Source organism: Deltaproteobacteria bacterium (assembly GCA_023382265.1).
In the GTDB taxonomy this organism is placed as follows: domain Bacteria; phylum JAMCPX01; class JAMCPX01; order JAMCPX01; family JAMCPX01; genus JAMCPX01.
In genome coordinates, this window is record JAMCPX010000039.1 from 62,311 (window position 1) to 86,205 (window position 23,895).

At 38.8% G+C, this 23,895-nt stretch carries 23 protein-coding genes and 2 tRNA genes; 11 read left to right on the forward strand and 14 right to left on the reverse strand.

Annotated elements, in window-relative coordinates:
- Position 1: 1 nt before the first annotated feature.
- From M1381_07750 to M1381_07775, 6 genes are read right to left on the reverse strand one after another with little or no spacing between them, the layout of a single operon-like run.
- Positions 2-868, reverse strand: a complete 867-nt coding sequence (locus M1381_07750) for a YicC family protein (GenBank protein ID MCL4478974.1) — start codon at positions 866-868, stop codon at positions 2-4.
- Positions 865-2,265 carry a phosphoglucomutase/phosphomannomutase family protein gene (locus M1381_07755; GenBank protein ID MCL4478975.1) on the reverse strand — a complete coding sequence of 467 codons (1,401 nt, stop codon included), beginning with the start codon at positions 2,263-2,265 and terminating at the stop codon, positions 865-867. The genes M1381_07750 and M1381_07755 overlap by 4 nt, the downstream gene beginning before the upstream one ends.
- Before the next feature lie 10 nt (positions 2,266-2,275).
- Positions 2,276-3,616 carry a sugar transferase gene (locus M1381_07760; GenBank protein ID MCL4478976.1) on the reverse strand — a complete coding sequence of 447 codons (1,341 nt, stop codon included), beginning with the start codon at positions 3,614-3,616 and terminating at the stop codon, positions 2,276-2,278.
- A 3-nt stretch (positions 3,617-3,619) separates the two neighbouring features.
- Positions 3,620-4,744: a glycosyltransferase gene (locus M1381_07765; protein ID MCL4478977.1), complete on the reverse strand. Its 1,125-nt coding sequence runs from the start codon at positions 4,742-4,744 to the stop codon at positions 3,620-3,622.
- Positions 4,745-5,851: a glycosyltransferase family 4 protein gene (locus M1381_07770; GenBank protein MCL4478978.1), complete on the reverse strand. Its 1,107-nt coding sequence runs from the start codon at positions 5,849-5,851 to the stop codon at positions 4,745-4,747. It abuts the gene before it with no gap.
- A 12-nt stretch (positions 5,852-5,863) separates the two neighbouring features.
- Positions 5,864-6,760 (reverse strand): phosphoribosylaminoimidazolesuccinocarboxamide synthase, encoded by an 897-nt coding sequence (locus tag M1381_07775; GenBank protein ID MCL4478979.1) that lies wholly within the window; start codon positions 6,758-6,760, stop codon positions 5,864-5,866.
- A 287-nt stretch (positions 6,761-7,047) separates the two neighbouring features.
- On the opposite strand from M1381_07775, the gene M1381_07780 reads away from it, so the two are divergent.
- A complete protein-coding gene (locus M1381_07780; GenBank protein MCL4478980.1) occupies positions 7,048-9,372 on the forward strand; it encodes a sulfurtransferase TusA family protein in 2,325 nt (774 codons plus the stop codon).
- A gap of 255 nt (positions 9,373-9,627) precedes the next feature.
- On the opposite strand, the gene M1381_07785 is transcribed toward M1381_07780, so the two are convergent.
- From M1381_07785 to M1381_07800, 4 genes are all read right to left on the reverse strand, one after another.
- On the reverse strand, positions 9,628-10,497 hold the full coding sequence (locus M1381_07785) for a class I SAM-dependent methyltransferase (GenBank protein ID MCL4478981.1): 870 nt from the start codon (positions 10,495-10,497) through the stop codon (positions 9,628-9,630).
- Between the two features lie 77 nt (positions 10,498-10,574).
- Positions 10,575-10,718 (reverse strand): hypothetical protein, encoded by a 144-nt coding sequence (locus M1381_07790; GenBank protein MCL4478982.1) that lies wholly within the window; start codon positions 10,716-10,718, stop codon positions 10,575-10,577.
- A 27-nt stretch (positions 10,719-10,745) separates the two neighbouring features.
- Positions 10,746-11,675: a 3-dehydroquinate synthase gene (aroB, locus tag M1381_07795; protein ID MCL4478983.1), complete on the reverse strand. Its 930-nt coding sequence runs from the start codon at positions 11,673-11,675 to the stop codon at positions 10,746-10,748.
- Between the two features lie 402 nt (positions 11,676-12,077).
- A tRNA-Met gene (locus M1381_07800) sits at positions 12,078-12,150 on the reverse strand.
- A gap of 161 nt (positions 12,151-12,311) precedes the next feature.
- Here M1381_07800 and larE point away from each other — a divergent pair.
- The 9 genes from larE (at position 12,312) to M1381_07845 (ending at position 19,670) form a co-directional block, all read left to right on the forward strand.
- The gene (larE, locus tag M1381_07805; protein MCL4478984.1) at positions 12,312-13,121 is read left to right on the forward strand and encodes an ATP-dependent sacrificial sulfur transferase LarE; all 810 of its coding nucleotides are present in this window, start codon (positions 12,312-12,314) and stop codon (positions 13,119-13,121) included.
- Between the two features lie 263 nt (positions 13,122-13,384).
- Positions 13,385-14,323 carry a hypothetical protein gene (locus M1381_07810; GenBank protein MCL4478985.1) on the forward strand — a complete coding sequence of 313 codons (939 nt, stop codon included), beginning with the start codon at positions 13,385-13,387 and terminating at the stop codon, positions 14,321-14,323.
- Between the two features lie 89 nt (positions 14,324-14,412).
- On the forward strand, positions 14,413-15,108 hold the full coding sequence (locus M1381_07815) for a nucleotidyltransferase family protein (GenBank protein ID MCL4478986.1): 696 nt from the start codon (positions 14,413-14,415) through the stop codon (positions 15,106-15,108).
- Between the two features lie 178 nt (positions 15,109-15,286).
- Positions 15,287-16,126, forward strand: coding sequence for a universal stress protein (locus tag M1381_07820; GenBank protein MCL4478987.1), 840 nt, complete (start codon positions 15,287-15,289; stop codon positions 16,124-16,126).
- A gap of 14 nt (positions 16,127-16,140) precedes the next feature.
- Complete coding sequence (gene gap / locus M1381_07825; GenBank protein ID MCL4478988.1) at positions 16,141-17,139, forward strand: type I glyceraldehyde-3-phosphate dehydrogenase; 999 nt, start codon at positions 16,141-16,143, stop codon at positions 17,137-17,139.
- A 1-nt stretch (position 17,140) separates the two neighbouring features.
- Positions 17,141-18,361: a phosphoglycerate kinase gene (locus M1381_07830; GenBank protein ID MCL4478989.1), complete on the forward strand. Its 1,221-nt coding sequence runs from the start codon at positions 17,141-17,143 to the stop codon at positions 18,359-18,361.
- The gene (tpiA, locus tag M1381_07835) at positions 18,361-19,125 is read left to right on the forward strand and encodes a triose-phosphate isomerase (protein ID MCL4478990.1); all 765 of its coding nucleotides are present in this window, start codon (positions 18,361-18,363) and stop codon (positions 19,123-19,125) included. The genes M1381_07830 and tpiA overlap by 1 nt, the downstream gene beginning before the upstream one ends.
- 1 nt (position 19,126) lies before the next feature.
- Positions 19,127-19,465, forward strand: coding sequence for a preprotein translocase subunit SecG (secG, locus tag M1381_07840; GenBank protein MCL4478991.1), 339 nt, complete (start codon positions 19,127-19,129; stop codon positions 19,463-19,465).
- A gap of 122 nt (positions 19,466-19,587) precedes the next feature.
- Positions 19,588-19,670 (forward strand) — tRNA-Leu (locus M1381_07845).
- A gap of 195 nt (positions 19,671-19,865) precedes the next feature.
- On the opposite strand, the gene M1381_07850 is transcribed toward M1381_07845, so the two are convergent.
- A complete protein-coding gene (locus tag M1381_07850) occupies positions 19,866-20,054 on the reverse strand; it encodes a hypothetical protein (GenBank protein MCL4478992.1) in 189 nt (62 codons plus the stop codon).
- A gap of 409 nt (positions 20,055-20,463) precedes the next feature.
- On the opposite strand from M1381_07850, the gene M1381_07855 reads away from it, so the two are divergent.
- Positions 20,464-22,452: a hypothetical protein gene (locus tag M1381_07855; protein MCL4478993.1), complete on the forward strand. Its 1,989-nt coding sequence runs from the start codon at positions 20,464-20,466 to the stop codon at positions 22,450-22,452.
- A gap of 162 nt (positions 22,453-22,614) precedes the next feature.
- On the opposite strand, the gene M1381_07860 is transcribed toward M1381_07855, so the two are convergent.
- From M1381_07860 to M1381_07870, 3 genes are all read right to left on the reverse strand, one after another.
- Positions 22,615-22,812 (reverse strand): hypothetical protein, encoded by a 198-nt coding sequence (locus M1381_07860; protein MCL4478994.1) that lies wholly within the window; start codon positions 22,810-22,812, stop codon positions 22,615-22,617.
- A gap of 103 nt (positions 22,813-22,915) precedes the next feature.
- Positions 22,916-23,515, reverse strand: coding sequence for a DUF6036 family nucleotidyltransferase (locus M1381_07865; GenBank protein MCL4478995.1), 600 nt, complete (start codon positions 23,513-23,515; stop codon positions 22,916-22,918).
- Positions 23,505-23,831 (reverse strand): hypothetical protein, encoded by a 327-nt coding sequence (locus M1381_07870; protein MCL4478996.1) that lies wholly within the window; start codon positions 23,829-23,831, stop codon positions 23,505-23,507. The genes M1381_07865 and M1381_07870 overlap by 11 nt, the downstream gene beginning before the upstream one ends.
- Between the last annotated feature and the right edge of the window lie 64 nt (positions 23,832-23,895).

Sequence of the window (23,895 nt, forward strand, 5' to 3'; positions counted from 1 at the left end):
ATCATTCAATATTTTGTGAAAGCTCTTTTATTCTTTCAACGAAGTTTTTCGCTTCTATAACATTGGTTGTTATGTCTGCAGAACTGGATTTTGAAGCTATGGTATTAAATTCTCGTATAAGCTCCTGTGTATAGAACTCCAGTTTCTTACCTATTGACCCTTTCGTTTCAAACAGATTTGATAGTGCCTTTATGTGAATCAAAATGCGTTTTACCTCCTCGTTGATATCTATTTTATCTATGTAGTTACCGATTATAGATTCAAAGCCCGGCATTACGCCTCCCTGCATTGTATTTATAATCTCTTTTAACTTCTGCTTGTACTGTTCTACAATAGAAGGAATTGTACCTTCTATGTTGCCGACAATTGTTTGAAGATTATTTGAAATAGTGTTTAATTCTTTTTTTATTGCTTCACCTTCCGTTTCTCTCAGTACAATAGCTTTTTTAACAGCCCCTTCAACGATATTGAGCAGATCATTCACAGCACTATCTGAAACAGGCTTGTCATCTTTCAGAAAAAATTCCGGCGAGCTTGTAAAAATATCGATTGAGATTTTGCCCCTCAGTTTAAGTGCATATTTTAATTTGCGCAGGAGTTCTGTGTACAGTGCAGCTTTTTTGCTGTCTATTGTGAACGGCCATCGTTCTTTGTAACGATAATTCTTTATCAAAACATTCAAATATATGTTTCCCCTTGAGAACTTGCTTTTAAGCATGCTTATGAGAGGAACTTCAAATATTGATAGTTCTTTAGGCAGCCTGACATTTGTATCAAGATATTTACTGTTGAGTGTCTTTAATTCACAAAACAATTCAAAACCTTCTACCGCACCCTCCGATGTGCCATAGCCTGTCATACTTTTCATAAATGCCTCCGGGTGATTTTCTCAAGCCTGCCTATAAATTCTTCAATCATGGTATTGGATTTCTGCACGTCGTTTAGCTCTGTGTATATCCTTAATACGGGTTCTGTGCCTGATGCCCTGACCATAAGAAAACCTCCATCTTTAAATTGAAATTTGTATCCATCAAGGTCGCTCATCTCATAATCTCCGAAACCTTTTAACAGCTTATCTTTATTGCTTACGATAAACTCACTTACATTCTTTGCATCACTCATATGCAGATCTTTTCTTCTGTAATAATATTTTCCTGTGATTTTGATCATATCGGAGATAAGCATATCAAGGGATTTTTTTCTTTTTAACATCATCTGGATTATAAGTATGGATGCAAGCAGTGGATCTCGTTCAGGAATGTGCGATGCAATACCAATGCCGCCGCTTTCTTCCCCGCCGATCATTACATCATTACTCTGCATGAGTTCACATATATACTTAAATCCAATCTTTGTTATGTGCAGATTTAATCTGTAATGTTTACACAATTTATCGACCATCTCTGTCCCCGACACCGTTTTTACGACATCCTTACTTAAGTTAAGTTCTTCTGCAAGATACATAAGCAATAGACCAAATACTTTATGGGCATCAATGTATCTGCCTCTTGCATCCACGAGTGCAATCCTGTCCGAATCGCCGTCTAATGCGATGCCGAGATCTGCCTTTTTATCGATAACCGTTTTGATAAGCGGCAGGAGGTTTTTTTCAACAGGTTCAGGGTTTGTTCCTGCAAAAGATGGGTTTATTGTATTTCTTATTTCTATGACATCATGCCCAATCGAACCGATAATCTCTGCAAGTATGTTCTGACCCGCCCCGTACATGGGATCTATGATTATTTTAAGCCTCTTTGAGCCATGGGCAGTTTTATCAATAAATCTTTTGATCCCGCGTTTATAATGGATCTTCAAATCAATCGTCTTTGTAAAAGACCCGGGATAAAGGTTTTCTGAAACTGTTCTATCAATTAGTTCTGTTAGCCTTGAGGTAACATCGTTAGAGACCGCGCCTCCAAGAGGTGATTTAAACTTTATGCCGTTGTACTTCTGCGGGTTATGGCTTGCGGTTATCATTATCCCTCCATTGAATCCGAGTGTCTTTGTTGCATAAGATAATACAGGAGATGGACAAAAGTTGTCGGAAATAACGGCATCGACTCCATGATTCGAAGCTATTAATGCAGCATGCTCTGCGAACTCTTTTGATAAAAATCTTGTATCATATCCTACGACGATCCTCTTCCCTCCATTCTCTACAACGTATGAGGCGATCGCTTTTGCAATCCTCTCCACGGTTTGAAAATTAAAGTCATAACCGATGATCCCTCTAAAACCCTCTGTACCAAAAGATACCCGTTCCATCTGAACTCCTTTACATTGGATTTATAAAAAACGTTTTAATGGTTTTTATTAGTATGAGTATATCAAGCATCATTGATCTCCTCTTAAGGTAATATATATCATACTGTAATTTTTCATAAGTCTCATCAATTGAAGCAGCATATCTATAGTTTATCTGTGCCCAGCCTGTAATGCCAGGTTTTACAATATGTCTGATCTCGTAAAACGGTATCTTGCTTTTGAGCTCTCTAACGAATTCGGGCCTTTCAGGCCTTGGGCCGACGAATGACAGCTCGCCCTTTATAATATTTATAAGCTGGGGTAACTCATCAATATGGGTGTATCTAAGTATACGGCCAAAAAGTGTTACCCTTGTATCATCCTCTTCTGCCCATCGTGGTCCGTCTTTCTCTGCGTGTCTAATCATGGTTCTAAATTTATAAAACATGAATTCCTTTTCATACCTTCCTATCCTTTTTTGCCTGTATATGATGTTTCCTTTAGATGTTATCTTTATGATGATTGCTATCGGAAGCATTAGAGGGAATAAAATCACTAAAAGTAGTATGGCGGATACGAGTTCAACCGGTCTTTTAAGCTCATCAAATAAATAATGCTGGTTTCTCAAATTCTCGATCAGCCATGCCTCCTCAAGCTCGCTTATAGGTATCTTGCTGAAGATTTCCTCATAAAATGTAGAGATATCGATGATATCTATATTCCTTAACATTGCATCGTAGATGAGTTTTACCAATGCTTTATCTCTTTTAAAATATGACGGGATAACAAGTAGCTCTATGTCCGTTTGTAAGATATTGCCGATAAAGATGTCGGCGGGTTCATGTCCGTTATCTATATTTTTAATCCATCGTTCAATACTGTAGCCCAATTGAGGATTAAGATTTATATAGTTAATAAGCACTTCAACGTCACTGTTGTTTCCTATTATACTTACCCTTACGGGGGGTATCGTTCTAGATAGAGCCTCGTTGTATAAATATCTCCAACCGTAGCCTGCAATACCGAATATAATAAAGAATATAGCCATATTTGTTTTTGGTGCTATTCTAAATACCGGAATAAGGTAGAAAAATGTTATTCCGCTGATCAGACATATGGACAATAAAATAGAGAAATCCTTCTTAAATACAAAATTATTTTTAAGATTTTTTAAATCATAAAACCCCGTTATATAAAATAATCCTAACCAGATTATAAATAAAAGTGTGAACGGCAAAAGGTGATAATGAAAAAGCTCAATATTAAAGGAAGAGCGGTATCTTATCAATAGCATTAATGTGAGTGATATGTACATTGAAACGATATCACCGATAACAAGCAAAAAAAGTTTTAGCCTTGATAAAAATTTCATATACTATTTTGTACTCAATACATTTTTATAGATAAGTTTATGTTCATTAAGCATTTTTTTCAATGTAAAAAGTGCTTCAATCCGTTTTTTACAAGCATTACCCATACTCGTTGATAATATTTTATTGTCAAGAAGCTTTTTTATAGCCTTGTTGAGTTCATTGCTGTCCTTATGCCTGACAACAAAACCCGTTATATTATTTTGGTTTGCGTAAGATGTGCCTGTCCCAAGCTCCGTTGATACGACAGGAGTTGCACACGCCATTGCCTCTATAATTGATATGCCAAACGCTTCGCTCCTATAAATAGACGGCAAAACAAATAATGAAGCGGCGTAGTAAAAATTTACAAGTTCATTCTGTGACAGGTAAGGCAGGAATACGACCTTACCGCCCAACCCTATTCTATAGGCATAGGCAGTTAAATATTGTTTTAGCGGGCCTTCACCTATGATAATAAGTTTTGCATCAATATCCTCCATTGCCTTGATCAGATAGTCCACGCCTTTATAATAAACCAATCTACCGACGAACAGCACGATTTTTTCTCCATAAGTTTTATGTATAAGCTCAACCGATTTTTCTCTCTCAGAATCCATTTTAAATATATCAAGATCTACACCGAATGGTACTACAATACATTTTTTCTTGAAATTCCTGAGCACTTTAGAGGTTTCTATGATAACAGGATTTGATACAATAATCTTATCCGCGCGGTTCAATGCCCATCTGTCAAACCATGCGATAGCTGTTGAAATGACTCTTTGCCTTACTATATCGCTATGATACGTAATGACAATCTTATTCGTGGGTCTTGTAAACCATAAAGCAAAGGTTGCAAGCGGAAACGGCAAATGAATGTGCAGTAGATCATGATTTTTCCATAATCTTTTAAGAAATAATATGAAATCAACCGATACGGGCATGCTGAACAATATAAACAGGCTTCTTGCTTTTGTTACATGAACACCATTTATAGATTCTTTTACGGTTATATGTTTATCATTGCAGGCAAGTACATCTACTGCAAAATCATCTGTGCCGTTTATGCCCTCTGCAAGCTGCTTTATAACCGTCTCTATCCCGCCTACCCATGGATAGTACATTTTGTTTATCTGCAGGATCTTCATCTATTCATCATTTATTACATTCATCAACTGTGCTGCTGAGTTTTTCCATGAAAACCGCTGAACATTCTTATATCCGTTTTCAATAAGTTCTTTTCTCTGTGCATCATCCAATAATTTTTCCATTGCGTTAGTAATGTCCTCAATATTTTCCGGATTGATGTATAATGCACCATCCTGTGCTACCTCGGGCAAAGAAGAGGTATTTGATGCAATAACGGGCGTCCCGATGCTTTGTGCCTCAATCACAGGTATGCCGAAGCCTTCATAGTATGAGGGAAAAGAAAGTGCGATTGCACCTTTATAGATCGCAGACTTCTGCATATCCGATACAAAGCCCGTCTGGATCACATGTTTCTCAAGCCCGAGAGCGTGAATTTCCTTCTCAATATCTATAAATGATGTATCTATCTTACCCGCAAGTACAAGCTGGATATCTGTGTGCTTCCCGGCAAGTAACTTAAAAGCCTTTAATAGACCCGTTATGTTTTTTCTCGGTCTTGTAATCCCAACGTAAAGAAAATATTGGTGTGTAATATTAAATCGGTGTTTTGTCTCATTTATAAAAGCATCATCAACATGCGGGAGTTCCGGTACGGCTGGATACACCACTTTTATCCTTTCTGGTTTTATGTTGTAAAGTTCTATCAACTCATTCTTTGCAAAGTTAGAATCTGTTATGATCGTATCACAGAGGTATTTGCCTGAAATATACATGGACTTTATGTATAGCCTGCCTGCAAGGTTTTTATATTCATTAAACCTGTCATACGCACAGTCATGAATAGTAATTATTTTTTTACCGGTATAAAAGACCGGTATAGACGGCAGTGGTGCAAAGAATTTTGTTATACCCGATTTGAGGAGTTTAAACGGCAAAGCTATCTGTTGATATATGCCCATCTGTATCGTTTTCTCAGGATTTATATTGATTGATTCAACGATCAGATTATCAGCTTTAAGTTTCATCTCTTCCGGCAGATAAGCGGACGCAAAAATCACATATTCATTTTTATGATCAAGCTCTAAAAGCTCGGAGATTAAATGCTTTGCAAACACTTCCGTGCCCTGGTAAGAACGAAATGAAAGAAAGTTAATACCTATTTTCATTAAGCATGCAATTTATTTGAAAACTTTACCTGTTAGTTTTATGTATGCCTCAATGTATTTTTCTCTTGTTCTCTGTATAATATCCTCGGGTAATTCAGGTGTAGGCGGCTTTTTATCCCAGTGGATGGATTCAAGCCAGTCTCTTAAGAACTGCTTGTCAAAACTTTTCTGTGCGCCGCCTGGTTTGTAAGTATCAAGTGGCCAGAATCGCGAAGAATCCGGCGTAAACATTTCATCAATAATCAGCAATTCGCCAACATCTGTCAACCCGAATTCAAATTTTGTATCAGCTATAATGATGCCTTTTGATATCGCATAATCAGAGGCTTTTTTGTATATAGAGATGGATTTCTCAATAACCTGCGATGCGTATTTATTACCAACTATATCTTCGAATTTTTTCAAATCTATATTCTCATCATGACCGGAAACCGCTTTAGTTGATGGAGTAAAAATAGGTTCAGGCAATTTAGAGGATTCTACAAGTCCTTCTTCAATCTTTATCCCGCATATCTTGCCTGTTTGTTTGTATTCTTTCCATCCGGAGCCCGAGAGATATCCTCTTACCACGCACTCTACAGGTAAGGGTTTTGATTTTTTTACGAGCATTGATCTATCCTTTAAAATATCTTCATACCTTTTCAAAATAGCTGGATAATCTTTAACATCAGAGCTTATTACATGGTTCTTGATAATATCCTTTGTAAAATCAAACCAGAAAAGGGAAAGCCCATTAAGTATTTTACCCTTATCTGGTATGCCGTTGGGCATAATGTAATCAAATGCCGATATCCTATCTGTTGTGATAATTATGAGCTTATCATCAAGCTCATATATATCCCTTACTTTCCCCCTGCTTTTTAATTTTACATCCTTTAAATCCGTCTTTAATATTACATTATCTTTCATTATTTTTTTCTCCTGTTACACTGTTTATATTATAAATATAGATTTTTATACCATTGGTCAATTGAAACAGATATTTTTATTGGAAAGATAATTTTGTGAGACAGAAATAAGTTTCTCCCTAATATAAACACTTCTTGAAAAGCTTAATGATAGTTCAACACCGGTATTCATATTTTGAACTATGGTTATTTATTCTAATAATATATTGAAAAACAAGTATAATTTTACATAAAGCTAATTCTTGACAATAATACTTATATTTATATAATTATATCATGGAGATATAGATGATAACAAAAGAAATAATAGTTAAAAATGAGATAGACGAATTTAAACACCAGATAGAAAGATTTTTATCAGGGACTATCAACGAAGATAAATTCAAATCTATAAGACTGGCTCACGGGATTTATGGTCAGAGACAGCCTGGATTTTACATGATAAGAACGAAACTCCCTCAGGGCAGAATGTTCGATTACCAAATTGAACGAATCTCCGATATTGTCCAGCAGTATGCACGTGGATTGGCACACCTTACAACGAGGCATGATATTCAGATGCACTGGGTTGATTTAAAAAATGTACCGGACGTTTTGTATTCACTCACAGAAGTGGGTATAACCACAAGGGAGTCGTGCGGCAATGCGGTAAGAAATGTAACTGCCTGTCCGTATGCGGGTATATGTGCAAAAGAGATTTTTGATATATCAAACATTGCACGTAATACAACATTACATTTTTTAAGAAATCCAATCAGCCAAAACCTGCCAAGAAAATTCAAGATCTCTTTTAACGGCTGTGAAGAAGACTGCTCGTATAGCCGTATTAATGACATAGGTTTTATAGCGGTATATAAAGATGATAAGCCGGGATTCAGGGTATATGTTGGCGGCGGTCTTGGCGGCCATCCAAGAACTGCATATTTGCTTAAAGATTTTATTCCCGTTAGTGATGTGCTTTATTATACGGATGCAATTGTAAGGGTATTTGATAGACACGGAAACAGGAATAACAGAAATAAGGCAAGGCTAAAATACCTTATTGAAGAAATGGGTTTTGAAGAGGTAAGTATTTTAATAGATAGGGAGTATTCATCCGTTAAAGAGATATACGCTGATCAAAAAGATCTGGACGTCGAGCCGATAGACCGCAAAAGTGATAACCACGAGGAAGCCGTGTTTGATGATAAGATTTCAGAATGGATCAGGCATTATGCTATAAAGCAAAGACAGGAAGATTATTATGCGGTAGTTATCGATATTCCGTATGGAGATATAACGGCGAAACAGCTTAAAGATATAGCAAAACTTTCACAGGATTACGGCAGCGGCGAATTAAGAACAACACTGGATCAGAACTTTGTAATTCCATGGGTAAAACAGGAAAATCTCAACTCGATTTACCGGGAGATCAATGATTTATGTTTTTATGCGGATACATTGATGTGCAATATTGTATCATGCCCCGGTGCAAAAACATGTAATCTCGGTATTGCACGCTCTCAGAGCCTGTCAATGGCAATACACGATCGGCTAAAAACGCATTCGAATGTGGATCTCTCAGATATAACAATCAGGGTCTGCGGGTGTCCTAATTCGTGTGCACAGCATTGGACCGGAAATATTGGATTTAGCGGATTGGCCCGCCGTGTCGGTGAAAAACATGCACCCTTCTATCAGGTTTATCTCGGTGGGCACGCTAACGAAAATGGTTTTAGCTTTGCAAAGCCTTTTATTAAAGTGCCTGCAAAGAATGTACCGGTGTTAACGGATGCCATCCTTGAGTCTTATACAAAAACAAAACAAAAAAATGAGATATTCAATTCATGGGTTAATCGTTATGAAAAAAGACTTCTTGAAGATGTATTAACGTATTCGTATCTTCCCGAATATGAGAAATCACCCGAGTTTTATTATGATTATGGTATGGATGAGCCATTCAGTATAAAGAATATCGGGAAAGGAGAATGTGCAGGCGGCGTAGTTGATATGATAGAGATATACCTTAACAGGGCGGAAACAAAGGCAATGGATGCAAATACTTATGCAAATAGAATGGCGTACGAGCAATCACTGGAACAGGCAAGGTTTGCAATTACCTATGCAATACAATCATTGCTTATTATGAAGGGTATAGATCCGGAATCAACCACTACAGATGATATGGCATCTCATGTTGAAGGACTCAAACAGGAACATATTATAGATGATGCGGTTGCAAATATTTACAAGATAGTCAATCGTTCTCCTCATAAAGAGGACGCTGTACAGATTATCAAGGACGTTATGAGGGCTATACACAGTATAAGAAAGTCATCAGAGGCTTTTGATGAGGCATTGCTTGGAAGTAGACCTATAACAGGAATAAATAAAGTAGAGGTGAAACTTATGCGGGATACTCTGGATTTGAAAGGTATAAAATGTCCCTTTAACTATGTAAAGGCTAAATTGAAATTGGAAGAGTTAACAAGCGGGGATGAACTCGAGGTATACCTGGATGAAGGCGAACCGATAGAGAATGTTCCACGCAGTATTGAAGATGATGGGAATACGGTTCTATCCATAGATAAGGTAGACGATACGCATTACAGAGTTGTTGTAAAAAAGGCGTAGATATTAACATTTCCTAAATTAATATCGCAGCTTTTTTAGGGATAAATATCCACAGGAACAGTGTTGGATAATGGCGACTTTGTGAGCAGAACTTTTGCCATCTCTCCGTCTCCGTTCATAAAGCAATACTGTAATTCTTAAACTGCCACCCAATAAGAGGACCATGTGGGTTTTGTTTAAAGGGTATCCCCGGTTTGTCAAAATAAATGCCGGTATCTTGTAAAAAAAAGTATACTGCGATGTATGATGGAGCCGTTATTTTGCGGCTGGTGTCAGGATCCAGAGATTCAATTTTTGCCTTGCTTTCTCCAAGATGCCGGCAGGCAATTTTAAGGTGTCAAGTGAAACAACGGCAGGTACGAGATCTGCCTGGTTCAACACCTCCGCACGCAGCCCGAAACCGTCAAAGACGGTAAATAACTGTTGCTCGTTGTCAAACATGGTTCTGTGAAGCTGCCGTCCTGTCAATTCTGCAATTGCTTTCCCAACCCGGCGGCGATGGGGAAAAGTCCAGGCGCTGTCCCCCTTCAATAAAAAATCCGGTGTAATCCATATTCCTCCAAATTTCATCAAAATGTGCCTTACATTCCTTACGACCGTTTCCATTTCATGGATGGTCAGATACGGGAACAATCCTTCACTGATAACGGCAACGGGCAGGTCGTTCCGGAAATGTTTTATTGCGGATACGAGCTGATGCAGGTCAAGTGCATTTGCCGCGGACAGACGGAAGTTGCCGTTATCAGCCAATGAATACTTTTGCCGGAGCATGGAGACGAGTGCAATTTTTTCGTCCGTCAATTCCTCGAGGTCTGTTTCAACATACGAGATATCAGTGTCCTGCGTTAAATTCAGCCCGCGTAAAGAGATGCCGCTTGCCAATTCAAGGACTTGCTTCATCCTTTTTCTGCGAACAGTTTTCAAAATACTTTTATAGCGGACCTCAAAAAGTGGCGCATACCAGCTTATTTCATCCGTGGTTATTTGATTTTTACTGAGAAATGTCTCAATGGTTTTGTTGGCGTCTATAAATTCGGCAATATCTTTCGCAAAAGGAATATCCGAGTACTGTCTCCAGTAGGCGACGAATTTTGCTGTCATACCGACCTTGTTAAAACTTTTCATAAGCCTCCTAATCAACGTTCACAAACCCTTACAATTTCTTCTGTCTGGAAGCATCCAGAAGAAATGATATGTTTGAATTATTTTGTAAATCTATTTTTAATAATATCAGTTATAACATCTATTGGTATACCCTGAACAATCTTAGGTGTGCCAAGCTTTTTAAGTAATACAAATTTATTTTTACCGTTCACAAATTTTTTATCTTTCCAGAAAAAATGCATTATGGTGTTAATATTGTGAGGCGGACTCTACAGCGGTAACCCGATTTTTAACAGAAGATTCTCTACTCTATCAGCTACACTCTTATCCAAGAAGCCTAATTTTACAGCAATATCATTTGCACAAACCATACCTATAGATATTGCCTCTCCATGTCTGTATGCATATTGTGAGGCGGACTCTACAGCGTGTCCTATTGTATGTCCATAATTAAGGACAATTCTTATATTTTTTTTATCAAATTCATCTCTTTTAACAAGATCTGCTTTTATCGAATAGCCATCAATTACGATTTTCTGGATTGCTTTCGTGTCCAAAGAGAAAATTTGGTTTAGATGGTCTTCGAGGAATTTAAATAATTCTGGAGAAGAAATTACACCATATTTAACTACTTCCGCCAATCCTGATTTGAGTTCCCTTTTATTTAAAGTTTTTAATAAATCTAAATCCGCATATACCAACTGCGGTTGATAAAAAGAACCTATAACGTTTTTTACAGAAGCAAAGTTTACCCCCACTTTCCCGCCTATTCCGCAATCTACGAAAGCCAATAATGTAGTCGGTACTTGTATATATCCACTTCCTCTATTGTATGTTGAGGCTACAAAACCTCCCAGATCCCCAATAACACCTCCACCCAAATTAAGAACAAAAACCTTTTTATCATCAGTTTTATTAAATTGGACAATCTTACCTGTTAATCTGATCCATGATTTTTCATTTTTGTATCTTTCACCATCTGGTACAAGATTAATAGATATATCTTTGATTCCTGATTTTTTTAAACTATTAACAATTGGAGTTAGATATAGCTTCCCTATTTTGGGGCTTGTAATGATAAAAGCACTGTTCCCGATATTCAACTTCTTAATGTGCAATCCAATTTGGTTTAATATATTATGATCTATTAGGATGTCGTACTTTTTTCCACTTTCGCTTTGAACACATATTTTTTTCAAATCGCCGTACCCCCTTCTTTAATAGCTATATTAAAGGTATTGAAAATCATTATCATACCTTCTTACTAAGGTATCAGAAATCTTAATAGCTATATTACAAGGCATTATTTTATCCAACTTCTAATTGTCAATATATTTCGTTATACCTAATATGTGCCTCTTATACATTACTTTCAATGGGATTCCGTTAAAGGTTGAAGGTATTCGTATTAAAACGCTTTCGTATACCTTGTATACATACTAATTTTAGCCTGTGCTTATTTTGTGCTTGTTTCGTGTCAGTAAAAGGGCATAATTGATGTTAAAGCGTGATAACAGATAATAATGCATGGAATAGCGCAAAGCCTGTATCCATGCGGGTTTGTAACCAACAACCCCTATAAACCAGAACCTTATAAAACATGGCGGTGCAGGGAATCGAACCCCGGACATAGGGCTTATGAGACCCCCGCTCTGCCAACTGAGCTACACCGCCAGAGAAAACATATTTTTTATTCATAAATTCTAAAGGTGTCAAGTAAACAGCATCCTTCCACTTTCACTATACTGCCTTTAGGACACAATTAACCGCAAAAAAGCATTTGAAAATATAATGTTTTAATATTATAAATGAAGGTGTGATTTTTACGCAAACTTATGAAGCAAAATATACACGATAAATATGATTATCTCAAAACTTTTATAGGTAATCTTGGTAATGCCGTTATTGCATTTTCAGGCGGGGTCGATTCAACCTTTTTGCTGAAAGTCGCATACAATATGCTTGGTGATAGTGTAATCGCGATTACTGCTGTCTCACCAACTTATCCATCAATAGAGCTTGAAGATGCCAGAACTCTTGCAAAGGCTATAGGTGTAAAACATGTACTTGTTAAAACCGGGGAATTTGAAGATGAGGCATACCTTGCAAATACGCCGGACAGATGCTTCTTTTGCAAACAGGACCTTTTTTTAATATTAAGAGAAGAAGCTGATAAGGCAGGCATAGAACACATAATATACGGTGCAAACGCAGATGATCTTAAAGATTTTCGCCCTGGAATGAAAGCAGCAAAAAAAGCCAATGCCATTGCTCCACTTTTAGAGGCAGGTTTAACAAAGGATGAAATTAGGATACTGAGTAAAGAACTCGGGCTATCAATATGGGATAAACCTTCTTTTGCGTGCCTTGCTTCAAGGGTACCTTACGGGACAAGGATCACCGAAAAGGTTTTGAGCAGGATAGAGCATGGAGAGGAACTTTTAAGAAATCTGGGTTTCAAGCAATTAAGATTAAGGTATCATGGTGATATAGCAAGGATTGAGGTTTTGCCTGAAGATATATCCGGTATCGTAAAACAGGAGACAAGGGTACAGATTCTAAAAGGCTTAAAAAAGCTTGGATTCAAATATGTAACAATTGATCTTGAAGGCTATCGTACAGGCAGCATGAATCCACCAAAATAGTTTAAAACCTTTTTCCCCTATTTCACTTTTTTCTTGTATTCAATTTTGTCAGCACAATAATTACCACAAACACAAAAACAGAAAAAACAAAATCTGAAGGTGTGAAACCATACAACCCTAAATATTTAAGTATCGCAATTAACATAGTAGCTTTTAATACACATAAATCAAGATTGAATCAAATGTTTTGTAAACATATACCGTATGCTAATAAGATTGAAATTTGATAATCAATTTGATATGCCTTATTAAAAGGAGACAATATGAAATCATTTTTAATCACCTTTTGTAGTTTAATGCTGTTTACAGGAATTTCTTATGCTCAGGTAACAATAACGGGACAAAACGGCTCAATAAATGTTCCATCCGCTTTTGTAGAAAAAGGGGTTGCCCGTATCGCCGTTTATAACAGCTATTACTCTCAAACGAATATGTTTATTCCTAATGGTAAACTCGAGAACGATACGGTCTATGGAGCAATCTCTTACGCTCCTCTAAAATACATCGATATATCCATTGGTTCTCTTGATTCATCAAGCCTTGTTGATTCATCACAGAGCCTGCATTACAGCGGAGACCTTAGGTTGGGGATAAAGGGCAGTTATGAGGTTATACCCAGTTTAAGCATCGGTGCATTAGCGGAGGTATTAGCGTACAGTAAGGTAACCGACATCGGGTATAATGGTAAGGCAGCAAGTTATACCTTGAGTTTGCTTGTTTCCTATAATATGAAGAGATCATCAATAGGCTTCCCTTTGATTGCAAATCTAAGAATAGGACATCTATGGGACAACACCCAAAATCTCCTCACCAGGGATGAGGATAGTCTAATCTCACCTATTGGCAAGTATGCTATGGGCATCAGAGGAGATAATCTTACCATACTCGGCCTTTCTTTGCTGTTTCCTTTGCCAAAGTACTATATCGAACCATTAATAGAATTAACCTCCCAATTTGCTAACAAGTATGGTTCATATTCGTTAACCGACCAATCATACGGTAGTGCGTCTTTCCATGAAAATCCTCTTTATTTAACACTCGGTTTAAATGTATTTACACCTGTTAAAGGATTGGATGTAACATTGGGCTCCGGTATCTCCCTATCAAAGCAGCTTACACTAACACAAACATCAGGCAGTCCTGTTTATATAACGCCGCGGACAATATGGATTGCAGGCATAAGCTATTGCATCGGAGAATGAGAGGGATTTATTAAATATATGTAAGCAAACGCACAAGTTTGTCAGTAAGGTTTACGTGCTAAAACAAAAATCTGTGTTATGGTGAATCCATGAAGGCAATGATACTTGCAGCAGGCTTTGGTGTTAGATTGAAGCCAATAACAGATATAATCCCAAAACCGCTTATAAAGATCAAAGATAAACCCGTTATTGAGTACGTTCTTGAACAGGTAAAAAATGCAGGCATCCACGATGTTATCATCAATCTTCACCACCTTGGGGATATGATAAAATTTACACTCGGCAACGGTGAAAGATTCGGCTTATCCCTGCATTATTCTTATGAACCCGAGATAAAAGGCACTGCAGGCGCATTACTCTGGGCTAAAAAGTATCTTGATGAGCCGTTTTTTCTTATCAATGGGGATATTCTCTTTAATGTTGCTCTCAGCATTTTGCCGCAAATCCTTAATAATAAACACGCTGACGCTGTTATGGTGGTTCACCCGGCTGATGAGACCGAACATAAGATATCTAATGTATTTATAGACAAGCAGGGTTATGTAAAAAGCCTTTTTAAACCATATCCCGAAACAAGATCGTACGTGTTTACAGGCATACAATTACTCAAACCCGATGCTCTAAACTACATCCCTGAAGACGTAAAACAGCCTTCTACAACAACTCACATGTATCCTGAAATGTTAAAACACGGCAGTTTAATAGCGTGTTATATACATGATGGCTTATGGATTGATATCGGAGACACTAAAAGGCTTGGGTATGCCAGAAATGTCATAAAATAAGTATTAATCCAAATAATACATTCAGAAATACCGCCACCTGATCCAGTAAGGCCAAAAACTGCACACCCTGGTTTCAACGTTAATACAGCAGTGACCTTAAAATATAAAAGAGATTTTGAATAACATTATGACTTGACTAAGATTAATATATTTAATACGCAAATAACAGGGGATAAAGATGATAAAACACATACTTGTTGTAGTAGACGGATCCGAGTATAGCAGTACTGCTATATCCTACGGGTTATATCTTTCAAAAAGATTGCACGCAAATCTGTATTTTCAGCATGTCATTGATATAGTATTTTTAGAAAATCCATTCCTTCACGATATATCAGGAGCAATGGGTTTTGAGCCATTTATAGACTTTTCCGGAAAGGTTACGGAGATATTAAAAGAAAGAGGCAAACAAATACTCTTGGATGCAGAAAAACAATGCAATGATGAAGGACTTAAATGCACAACATACCTTGACACAGGTATAGTAACAAAAGAGATATGTGAGAGAGAAAAACTTGTAGATATGGTAATAGTAGGTCAAAAAGGTGTAAATGCGCAGTTTGATAGAAAGATGCTCGGTTCTACTACAGAAGGACTTTCAAGAAGGACAACAAAACCTTTATTTATTTGCCCTAAAGACTTTAAGGACATAAACAGCATCATGTTAGCCTACGATGATAGCAATGCTGCCAAAAATGCCATCGGCTTTGCTGCGTCGTTCTGTAAAGAACTAAACCTCAGGCTAAGTGTCATTACCATAAATAAAGATGAGACATCAGGCAGAGAGATTTTAAGCAAAGCTTTGTCTTATATTCAACCTTATAATATAAATTATGAAACGATTATTAAAAACGGTAGTGCTGAAAAGGAATTAACGGGTATAATGACACAGGATGCTTATGACCTTTTAATCATGGGGTCTCATGGTCATTCAAGGATCGTAGAAATGGTGCTTGGCAGCACAGCAGAATATGTAATACGGAATACTGCTAAACCCGTTATTGTGGTAAAGGCTTAAAGGAGGATAAGAGAGTGAAAATAGGTATAAACGGTTATGGAAGGATAGGCAGGATTGTTCACAGAATAACCTTGCAAAGGAAAGACATGGAGGTCGTTTCCATTAATGATATTACGGATTCCAAAACGCTCGCACATCTATTAAAATACGATTCCGTTCACGGGACACTAAATACCCAAGTATCTCATACGGATAACTCAATAATAGTTAACGGCCGTGAAATCAAGATAACATCGTATAGGGACCCGAAGGATATTCCATGGAGGTCTCTGGGCGTTGAGCTTGTTGTCGAGAGTTCCGGGCTATTTACGGATAGAGAGAAGGCACAATTACATTTTAACGGCGGCGTAAAAAAGGTCGTTATATCGGCTCCTGCAAAAGACCCGGATATAACAATCGTTTTAGGTGTCAATCATAAGGATTATGATCCAAAAAAACATAATATCGTATCTAACGCTTCATGCACAACAAACGGATTGGCACCCGTTGTAAAGGTTTTGAATGACAGCCTCGGGATTGAGAGCGGATTTATGACTACAATTCACTCTTATACGAATGATCAAAGGATACTCGATCTGCCACACAAAGATCTTAGAAGGGCAAGGGCAGCTGCGATATCAATGATCCCTACAACAACAGGGGCCGCAAAGGCACTGCATCTCGTAATCCCCGAGATGAAAGGTAAGCTCGATGGTATCTCTATTAGGGTTCCGACGTTTGACGTGTCAATAGTTGATCTGTCTGCAATTGTAAAAAAATCTACCACAGTTGAAGAGGTGAATACGATATTTAAGTCTGCATCAGAGAAATCGATGAAAGGCATACTCGGCTATTCGGAAGAGCCTCTTGTATCTATAGATCACAGAGGTACATCCTATTCTACAGTTTTTGATTCTCTCTTAACAAAGGTTGTAAATGGTAATCTTGTAAAAGTCTTTTCATGGTATGATAATGAATGGGGATTCTCTACGAGAATGGTTGATCTGATAGAGTTGGTAGGGGGCGGGATATAGCATGCCTATAAATTTTCATGATCTGAGATATATTGATAACATCAATATAAAAAAGAAGAGACTTTTTATAAGGGTAGATTTTAATGTCCCGCTCACCGAGGACGGTGCAATATCCGACGATACGAGAATCAGAAGTGTACTGCCGACTATAAACTATGCACTCGATGAAGGTGCATCCATAGTACTCGCTTCACACATGGACAGACCAAGAGGCAAAAAGACCCCAAAATTCTCTTTGCAGGTTGTTGCGAAAAGGCTGTCCAGACTTCTTGATAAGGAAGTCATCTTTTTGGATGATTGCATAGGAGAGGAAGTAGAAAAGCACAAACAGCACCTTGGCGAGGAGGAGATACTTTTACTTGAAAATCTAAGATTTAATCCGGGTGAGGAACAGAACGACGATGGTTTTGCAAAAGAGCTTGCACAGGATATCGATATTTATATTAACGACGCATTTGCAGTAGCTCATAGAAATCATGCAAGCGTATCGGCGATAACAAAGTTTGCTCCAGAGTGCGCTGCCGGGTTCTTGATGAAAAAGGAATTGAATTACTTTTCAAAGGCAACCGAAAATCCCTTGAGACCATTTGTTGCAATCATAGGCGGTGCAAAGGTTTCAAGCAAACTCGGTGCTATGTCAAACCTTCTCGATAAGGTCGATAAGTTAATCATAGGCGGAGGCATGGCATTCACTTTTTTAAAGGCATTAGGCTATGAGATAGGGAACTCTATTGTAGAAAATGACATATTGAATGTTGCTTATGACATTATGAAGAAGGCAAAAGACAAGGGTGTGAAATTGTACCTGCCTGTTGATTGTGTTGTAGCAAATAAATTTGCTGTAACAGCAGAATCAAAGATTGTACCAATACAGGAAATCCCAAAGGACTGGATAGGAATGGATATCGGCCCTGCCACAAATCTTGTCTTTTCGCAGGCTATAAACGGGGCCAAAACCATTATATGGAACGGACCAATGGGTGTGTTCGAGATGGAAAACTTTGCAAGAGGGACCCTCTTAATGGTAACGCATGTTGCAAATTCTTATGCACTTACGATAGTTGGAGGAGGAGATACTGATGTTGCAGTACAGAGGGCAGGAGAAAATGCAAACATCTCTTACATATCAACAGGAGGCGGTGCATTCCTTGAATTGCTTGAAGGCAAAGAATTGCCTGCGTTAAAAGCTTTGGAAACTGCAATCAAGAATAAGAACAACTAATGAAACCAAAACCACTAATTGCAGGAAACTGGAAACTTAACAAAGGTCCTTCTGAGGCGCACGCCTTTTCAAAGGCGTTATCGGAAGGAATAAGTACAGTTGTCTCACAGACAATTGATATTATTATTGCACCCCCTTTTGTATCATTATCAAAGGCAAAAGGTGATGGGTTCTATCTTGCAGCGCAGAATGTTTACTGGGAAGAAAAAGGTGCCTTTACCGGAGAGATATCATCGTCAATGCTAAAGGAACTTGGCGTGAGCTACTGTATTGTAGGGCATTCAGAAAGAAGGCTATATTTTAACGAGACGGATAGGATGATAAACCTGAAAGCGCTGGCACTTATAGACAATAGACTTATTCCTGTAGTATGCATTGGGGAAAAGATGGAGGACCGGAAAAAGGGTGTAACAAATGAGTTTGTAACGTTTCAGCTTTCTTCTGCTTTATTTGGGTTAACAATAAAAAATCCTGATGAGCTTGTGATTGCCTACGAGCCTGTATGGGCAATCGGCACCGGTGTTGTCGCAACACCTGAGCAGGCACAGGCGGTACACGAAACTATTAGAGAATACCTTTGTGGAAGGTTCGGTAGAGACATAGGCTCAAATATCCGTATACTTTACGGCGGCAGTGTAAATCAGGACAACATAGCAGGTCTTATCAAGCAGAAGGACATAAATGGTGCATTAATTGGTGGTGCAAGTCTTGACCTTAACGTTTTTTTAAATATAATAGATCAGGTTTATAAAAAGGAGATTTAATATGTATACATGGCTTGTGATTGTACACATAATAATTGCTGTTATTATTGTAATTGCAGTGCTTTTACAGGTTGGTAAAGGTGCTGGAATGGGCGCTGCATTTGGCGGTTCAAGCGAAAGTTTTTTCGGTTCAAGCGGACCTGGAAATTTTCTTGAAAAACTGACCATTATTGCCGGTATCCTGTTTATAGTAACATCACTGGTGCTTTCGTATATAACACCAGGGGTAAGGGGAGGCAGTAACAAGCTATTCAACGAGATGCCTGCTCCGACCAGCTCAATGCCAGTGCAACGCAATCAGCCTGCTTTACCGGTAACATCCACAACTGCCCCAAAATAAATTATTTGGATTAGTTGCCGTAAAACGTGCGGGTTGTAAAACGTTGATTACAGCTTAATACTGTGGAAATGATAGAAAATGGTATAGTCAGCCTATGCAGGCAGCGGTATATATTTACATAAGCCGAAGTGGTGGAATTTGGTAGACACACCATCTTGAGGGGGTGGCGGGTAACACCGTGCGGGTTCGAGTCCCGCCTTCGGCATTCACTTTAAGGTCTTGAAAAGCAGGGTTAATTCCGTGTAAACCATTTTGTAGACTGCATTTGTGGGTTTCTATGTGTTATCCGATTTTAGCCGATGGTATCTCATGCTGTCCCATGTTTTTGGAACAAAAAGTGGAACAGTGACTTATACGAGATAAGCCATTTTTTTTGTAAGCAGGTGATGTCTTGCTACCCCTACCTTGCGAATGGCGATATATCCTTAGTGGCTGCTGCACCTTTGGGGTTTAAGATCAACACAATGCCTGACCGCAGCTTGTTAATATTATTCATGTCTATGATAAACAGGGTGTTGTTATTTGACTCCATCTTTCTTATTGTTTTTGCCAATTCTTTGTCAATGGCAAGTTCTTCTTCAAATCGCACAAATGCATCCACTACAATTTATAGCGACATAAAAACCGTCTGTTTGAGCGAGAGTAACCCACCTGTAAGGGTGGAGGTGAAAGCAAGGCACAGGAAAACGGGGCGGGCACGAAGCTCAAAAAAGTAATACTTCTGCTGTTAAGCGGTGCAGATTCATTTTTTGCTGTCTTCTAAGGCTTTAAAACGTATTGCACCAAAGGGAAGGCTGTCATTTATTATCCTAAAAACTCCAATTGAAGTTAAAAAAAACAATCTGTGACTTTTTGAGTGGTATAGATTTGCACAAAGGAGGAGAGGATGCTCAAATTGATATTTCAAAAATTCTCATTTAACACAAATAACTATAATGTGATCCATATCATACACGATTTTAATTTGCTTTCCTATACCGAATTAACAGGAGGTTACAATGAAGACAAAGGCATTTAGTAAACTAATTATTCTTAGTATGCTTGCCATGATGGTTGTGTCAGGGTGCAGCGGATCGAAGGGATCAACCGGCGCACCAGGCGCACCAGGTTCCCAGGGATCACAAGGATCAACAGGTGCAACAGGTCCTTTAAGTCCTGCACCGGTTATCGCAGGATTGGATCCGACAATGGCATCATTCAACACAATCATAACAGTCAATGGTTCTAATTTCACAACGACACCAACGGTTTACTGTGACGGCTCACCGGCAATGTTAATGAGCTATAGTGCAACACAGATCACCGTTACAGGATGCGGCAATTCATCGTCATCTTTACCTTATCAGGCAAGCGTGGCAGTGCTTGTCAATAAGCAGATGAGCAATTCAATCAACGAATGGCTAGTTCCGTCCGGCTATATCATGCAGTTTCCTGCAGCGTCTTTGACAGGCCCACAGGGTGTGGTATACGATAGTGCAACCGGCAAGCTCTACGTAGCTGACAACGCAGGCGTATTCGCGGTTGACAATGCAACTGGTTGGACAACAAAGATAGTACCGGCAACAGCATCCTGCGCAAACTGCACACTTGCGGATCCGGCGGGCATCACGATGGACAACAGCGGCAATCTGATAGTAACAGACCGCTTCAACAACACCCTTGTCGGTATCAATCCTACTACAAGCGAGACATGGTATGTGCTTGGTCCTGGCAATGGACTGCTGAGTACCCCTATTGGCGTAACCTATTCAAATTCAAACGGTGATCTGTACGTAGCGAACAGCGGTGCAACAAATAGAATCACACAAATTAGTACCACAACCTTGAGTGCTGTAAACCTTACGCTAAACGTGGCCCTCCCATCAGGCCCTTTTGGTATTACAGCAGATGGAAGCGGAAACCTCTATGTTGCGTGCCAGACGAACAATACAATATATAAAATTGCAGTATCATCAGGTACTAACGGTACCGTCACAAACAGCAGCATTACCGGACTTACGGCACCTTATGGTATCAGTATATCAGGAACATCTATGCTGGTAACCAGAAATTCAAATCAGACCCTATATACCGCACCTGTTGCCGGCGGACCTGCAAGCACGATGTGCGCTGATTTCTCACCATGGGAAACACACGCGAATTCGTCCATCATACCTGACGGGGCTGGAGGTATATTTGTCGGTGATGTGTCTGATGCTATTGTGTACCACGTCAACAGCGCATGCAATACCAGTACGTATGCACAAGGCTTCGCAACCCCTTATGATTTGACGTACGCCAACGGCTCTATTTATGCCGTAAACAGCTGGTTTCCTGAACCCTATGGAGACAGCATATTCGAAATAAGGTCTGATGGGACCATGAGGGTGCTTGCGCAGATTGAGGGTTTCGGCGCTTCGGTCATAGCAAACCCTACAGGGAATATTACCGTGGGTTCATTTGATGGCAGTGTTATCAATGTTTCTTCGACAGGTGTTACAAGCACAGTCTTTCAACTGGGCACATTTAACATGGGGGTATCTGGCATTGCATATGATAACAGCGGTAACCTGTTCATAAACAACAGCGGTACTATTGCTAAGTGGGACGGCACAACGCTGACTCCCAGTTTTGCAACAGGAACAGGCCAATATCAGATAGCGTATAATAATGGCTATATCTATGTAAGTGACTATAATAATAGCAGAATAGATAGAGTAAGCGCGTCTGCAACTGCCGGAGGGGCGGTAAGTATATATATCCCCTCAACAGCCGGGTTTAGTGGCCCGGAAGGTATAGGCTTTGATATATTCGGTAACTTCTATATTGCAGATTACAGCAATAACGGATTGTTCCGCGTAGACCCGCAAGCACATGTAACAGCCCTTGTACCGCCTGCTGCAAAACTTTTGACAAATCCGAACGGCATTGCAATACCGCCGTCACAACTTATCTACACAGTTCAAGAGGGTTCAACGGGTTCAATAATGTGGGTGATTGCACCGTAAAGGGGAAAGTTAAACATTTATATGCAGGGGCAGGCACCAATGTGCCTGCCCCTTTTTATTTGTTTTAATCATCACAAAAGAACAACCCCTTCTTTCCCACTTTTCTGGGGGATGATGCCGAACCAGGGGCGGGGCTTTGCCCCGCCCCCTTTTTGTGCGCCCTTATTGTAACTTTTTCAAAAAATGCTCTACTGTTTTTCCAAAGATAAATAAAGAGGTATCTTTGGGTGAATTTTTAATAGCAATGTCCGAAATATGTCTCAACTCTTCTTTCTTTAACTTATATTTTTTCGCTACAAAAAGTGCATCCTGTATGTCCACCTCTGTTGCCCTTCTTAATTTGGCTATAACAAAATGCAATGGATAAAGGTCATAACCAAGCCAAGATTTATATGAAGGAGACGTTAAATTCTACAAATTTGGGAATAGACAAGTGTCTCAAAATCGTTGACACATTCCGCTTTTAATAGTGCCGGCCACGGCGCTTTTTAACTTCTTCGGTTTGTTTGATACTGGTTTTCTCTTTCGTAGAAATAGCTCGTGTCTCTTGCAACTTATTTAAAAAGTACGCTACTGTTTTTTTGAACATAAACAGGGCGTTGTCTTTAGGTGAATTTATGATAGCAAGGTCTGCATCTTTGCGCAGCTCTTCTGTATTCAATTTATATTTCTGTGCTACGAAAAGAGCGTCTTGTATGTCTATTTCTGTTGCCCTTCTTAATTTGGATATAATAAAATCTGATGGATGAAGCACCTTAACCGTAAGAGTAGGGTCATGGTAAATAGAAATAGCTTTTTTCCTGTAATCTGGTGGCATAGAGACAACACCCCAGCGTGAAATGTCTTCCCCTATGTCCGAATAAATACCTTTGCTTTCTAAATAATCATGTAGTTTGTCTGCATCACAACCTTTTACTTCCGCATCCAGGTCCATGGTCATTCTATTTTTTTTCCCGTAGTATTCCATTGCAATCCCGCCCAGAATGATTATCTCAAGGCTTAAATGTTCCTTCTTGATAAATTCTTTAAGTGATTCAATAGTTGTATCTAAGTTAAGAGACATTACGTAATACCTCTATAAACTTTCTGTACTCTCTCATATCAAACACACCCTTGCTCGGTTTTAATGCTTTTCTTTGTATTCCACAAATCCCCATAAGTGTTTTAAAATTGGCATACCAGATACTTGCTTTCCTGTAATTTTTTCTCAATGCCGGTATATGTAAATATTCTTCCCAGGGTACATTGTCATTCACAAGAATTTCAAGCCACAGCATATCGAGAGCGGTTTTGTCCTTTAAAACATCGTGGATGTTTTTATATTTTCTCCCTGTGTAAAAAGAGAGAATCTTTGTCCAGTTTTTTTCTTCCTTATCCATAATGTCGTTATCATAGTAAAGCAACCGGCATAAATCAACTCAACTTACCCGAAAGCTCCTCAGA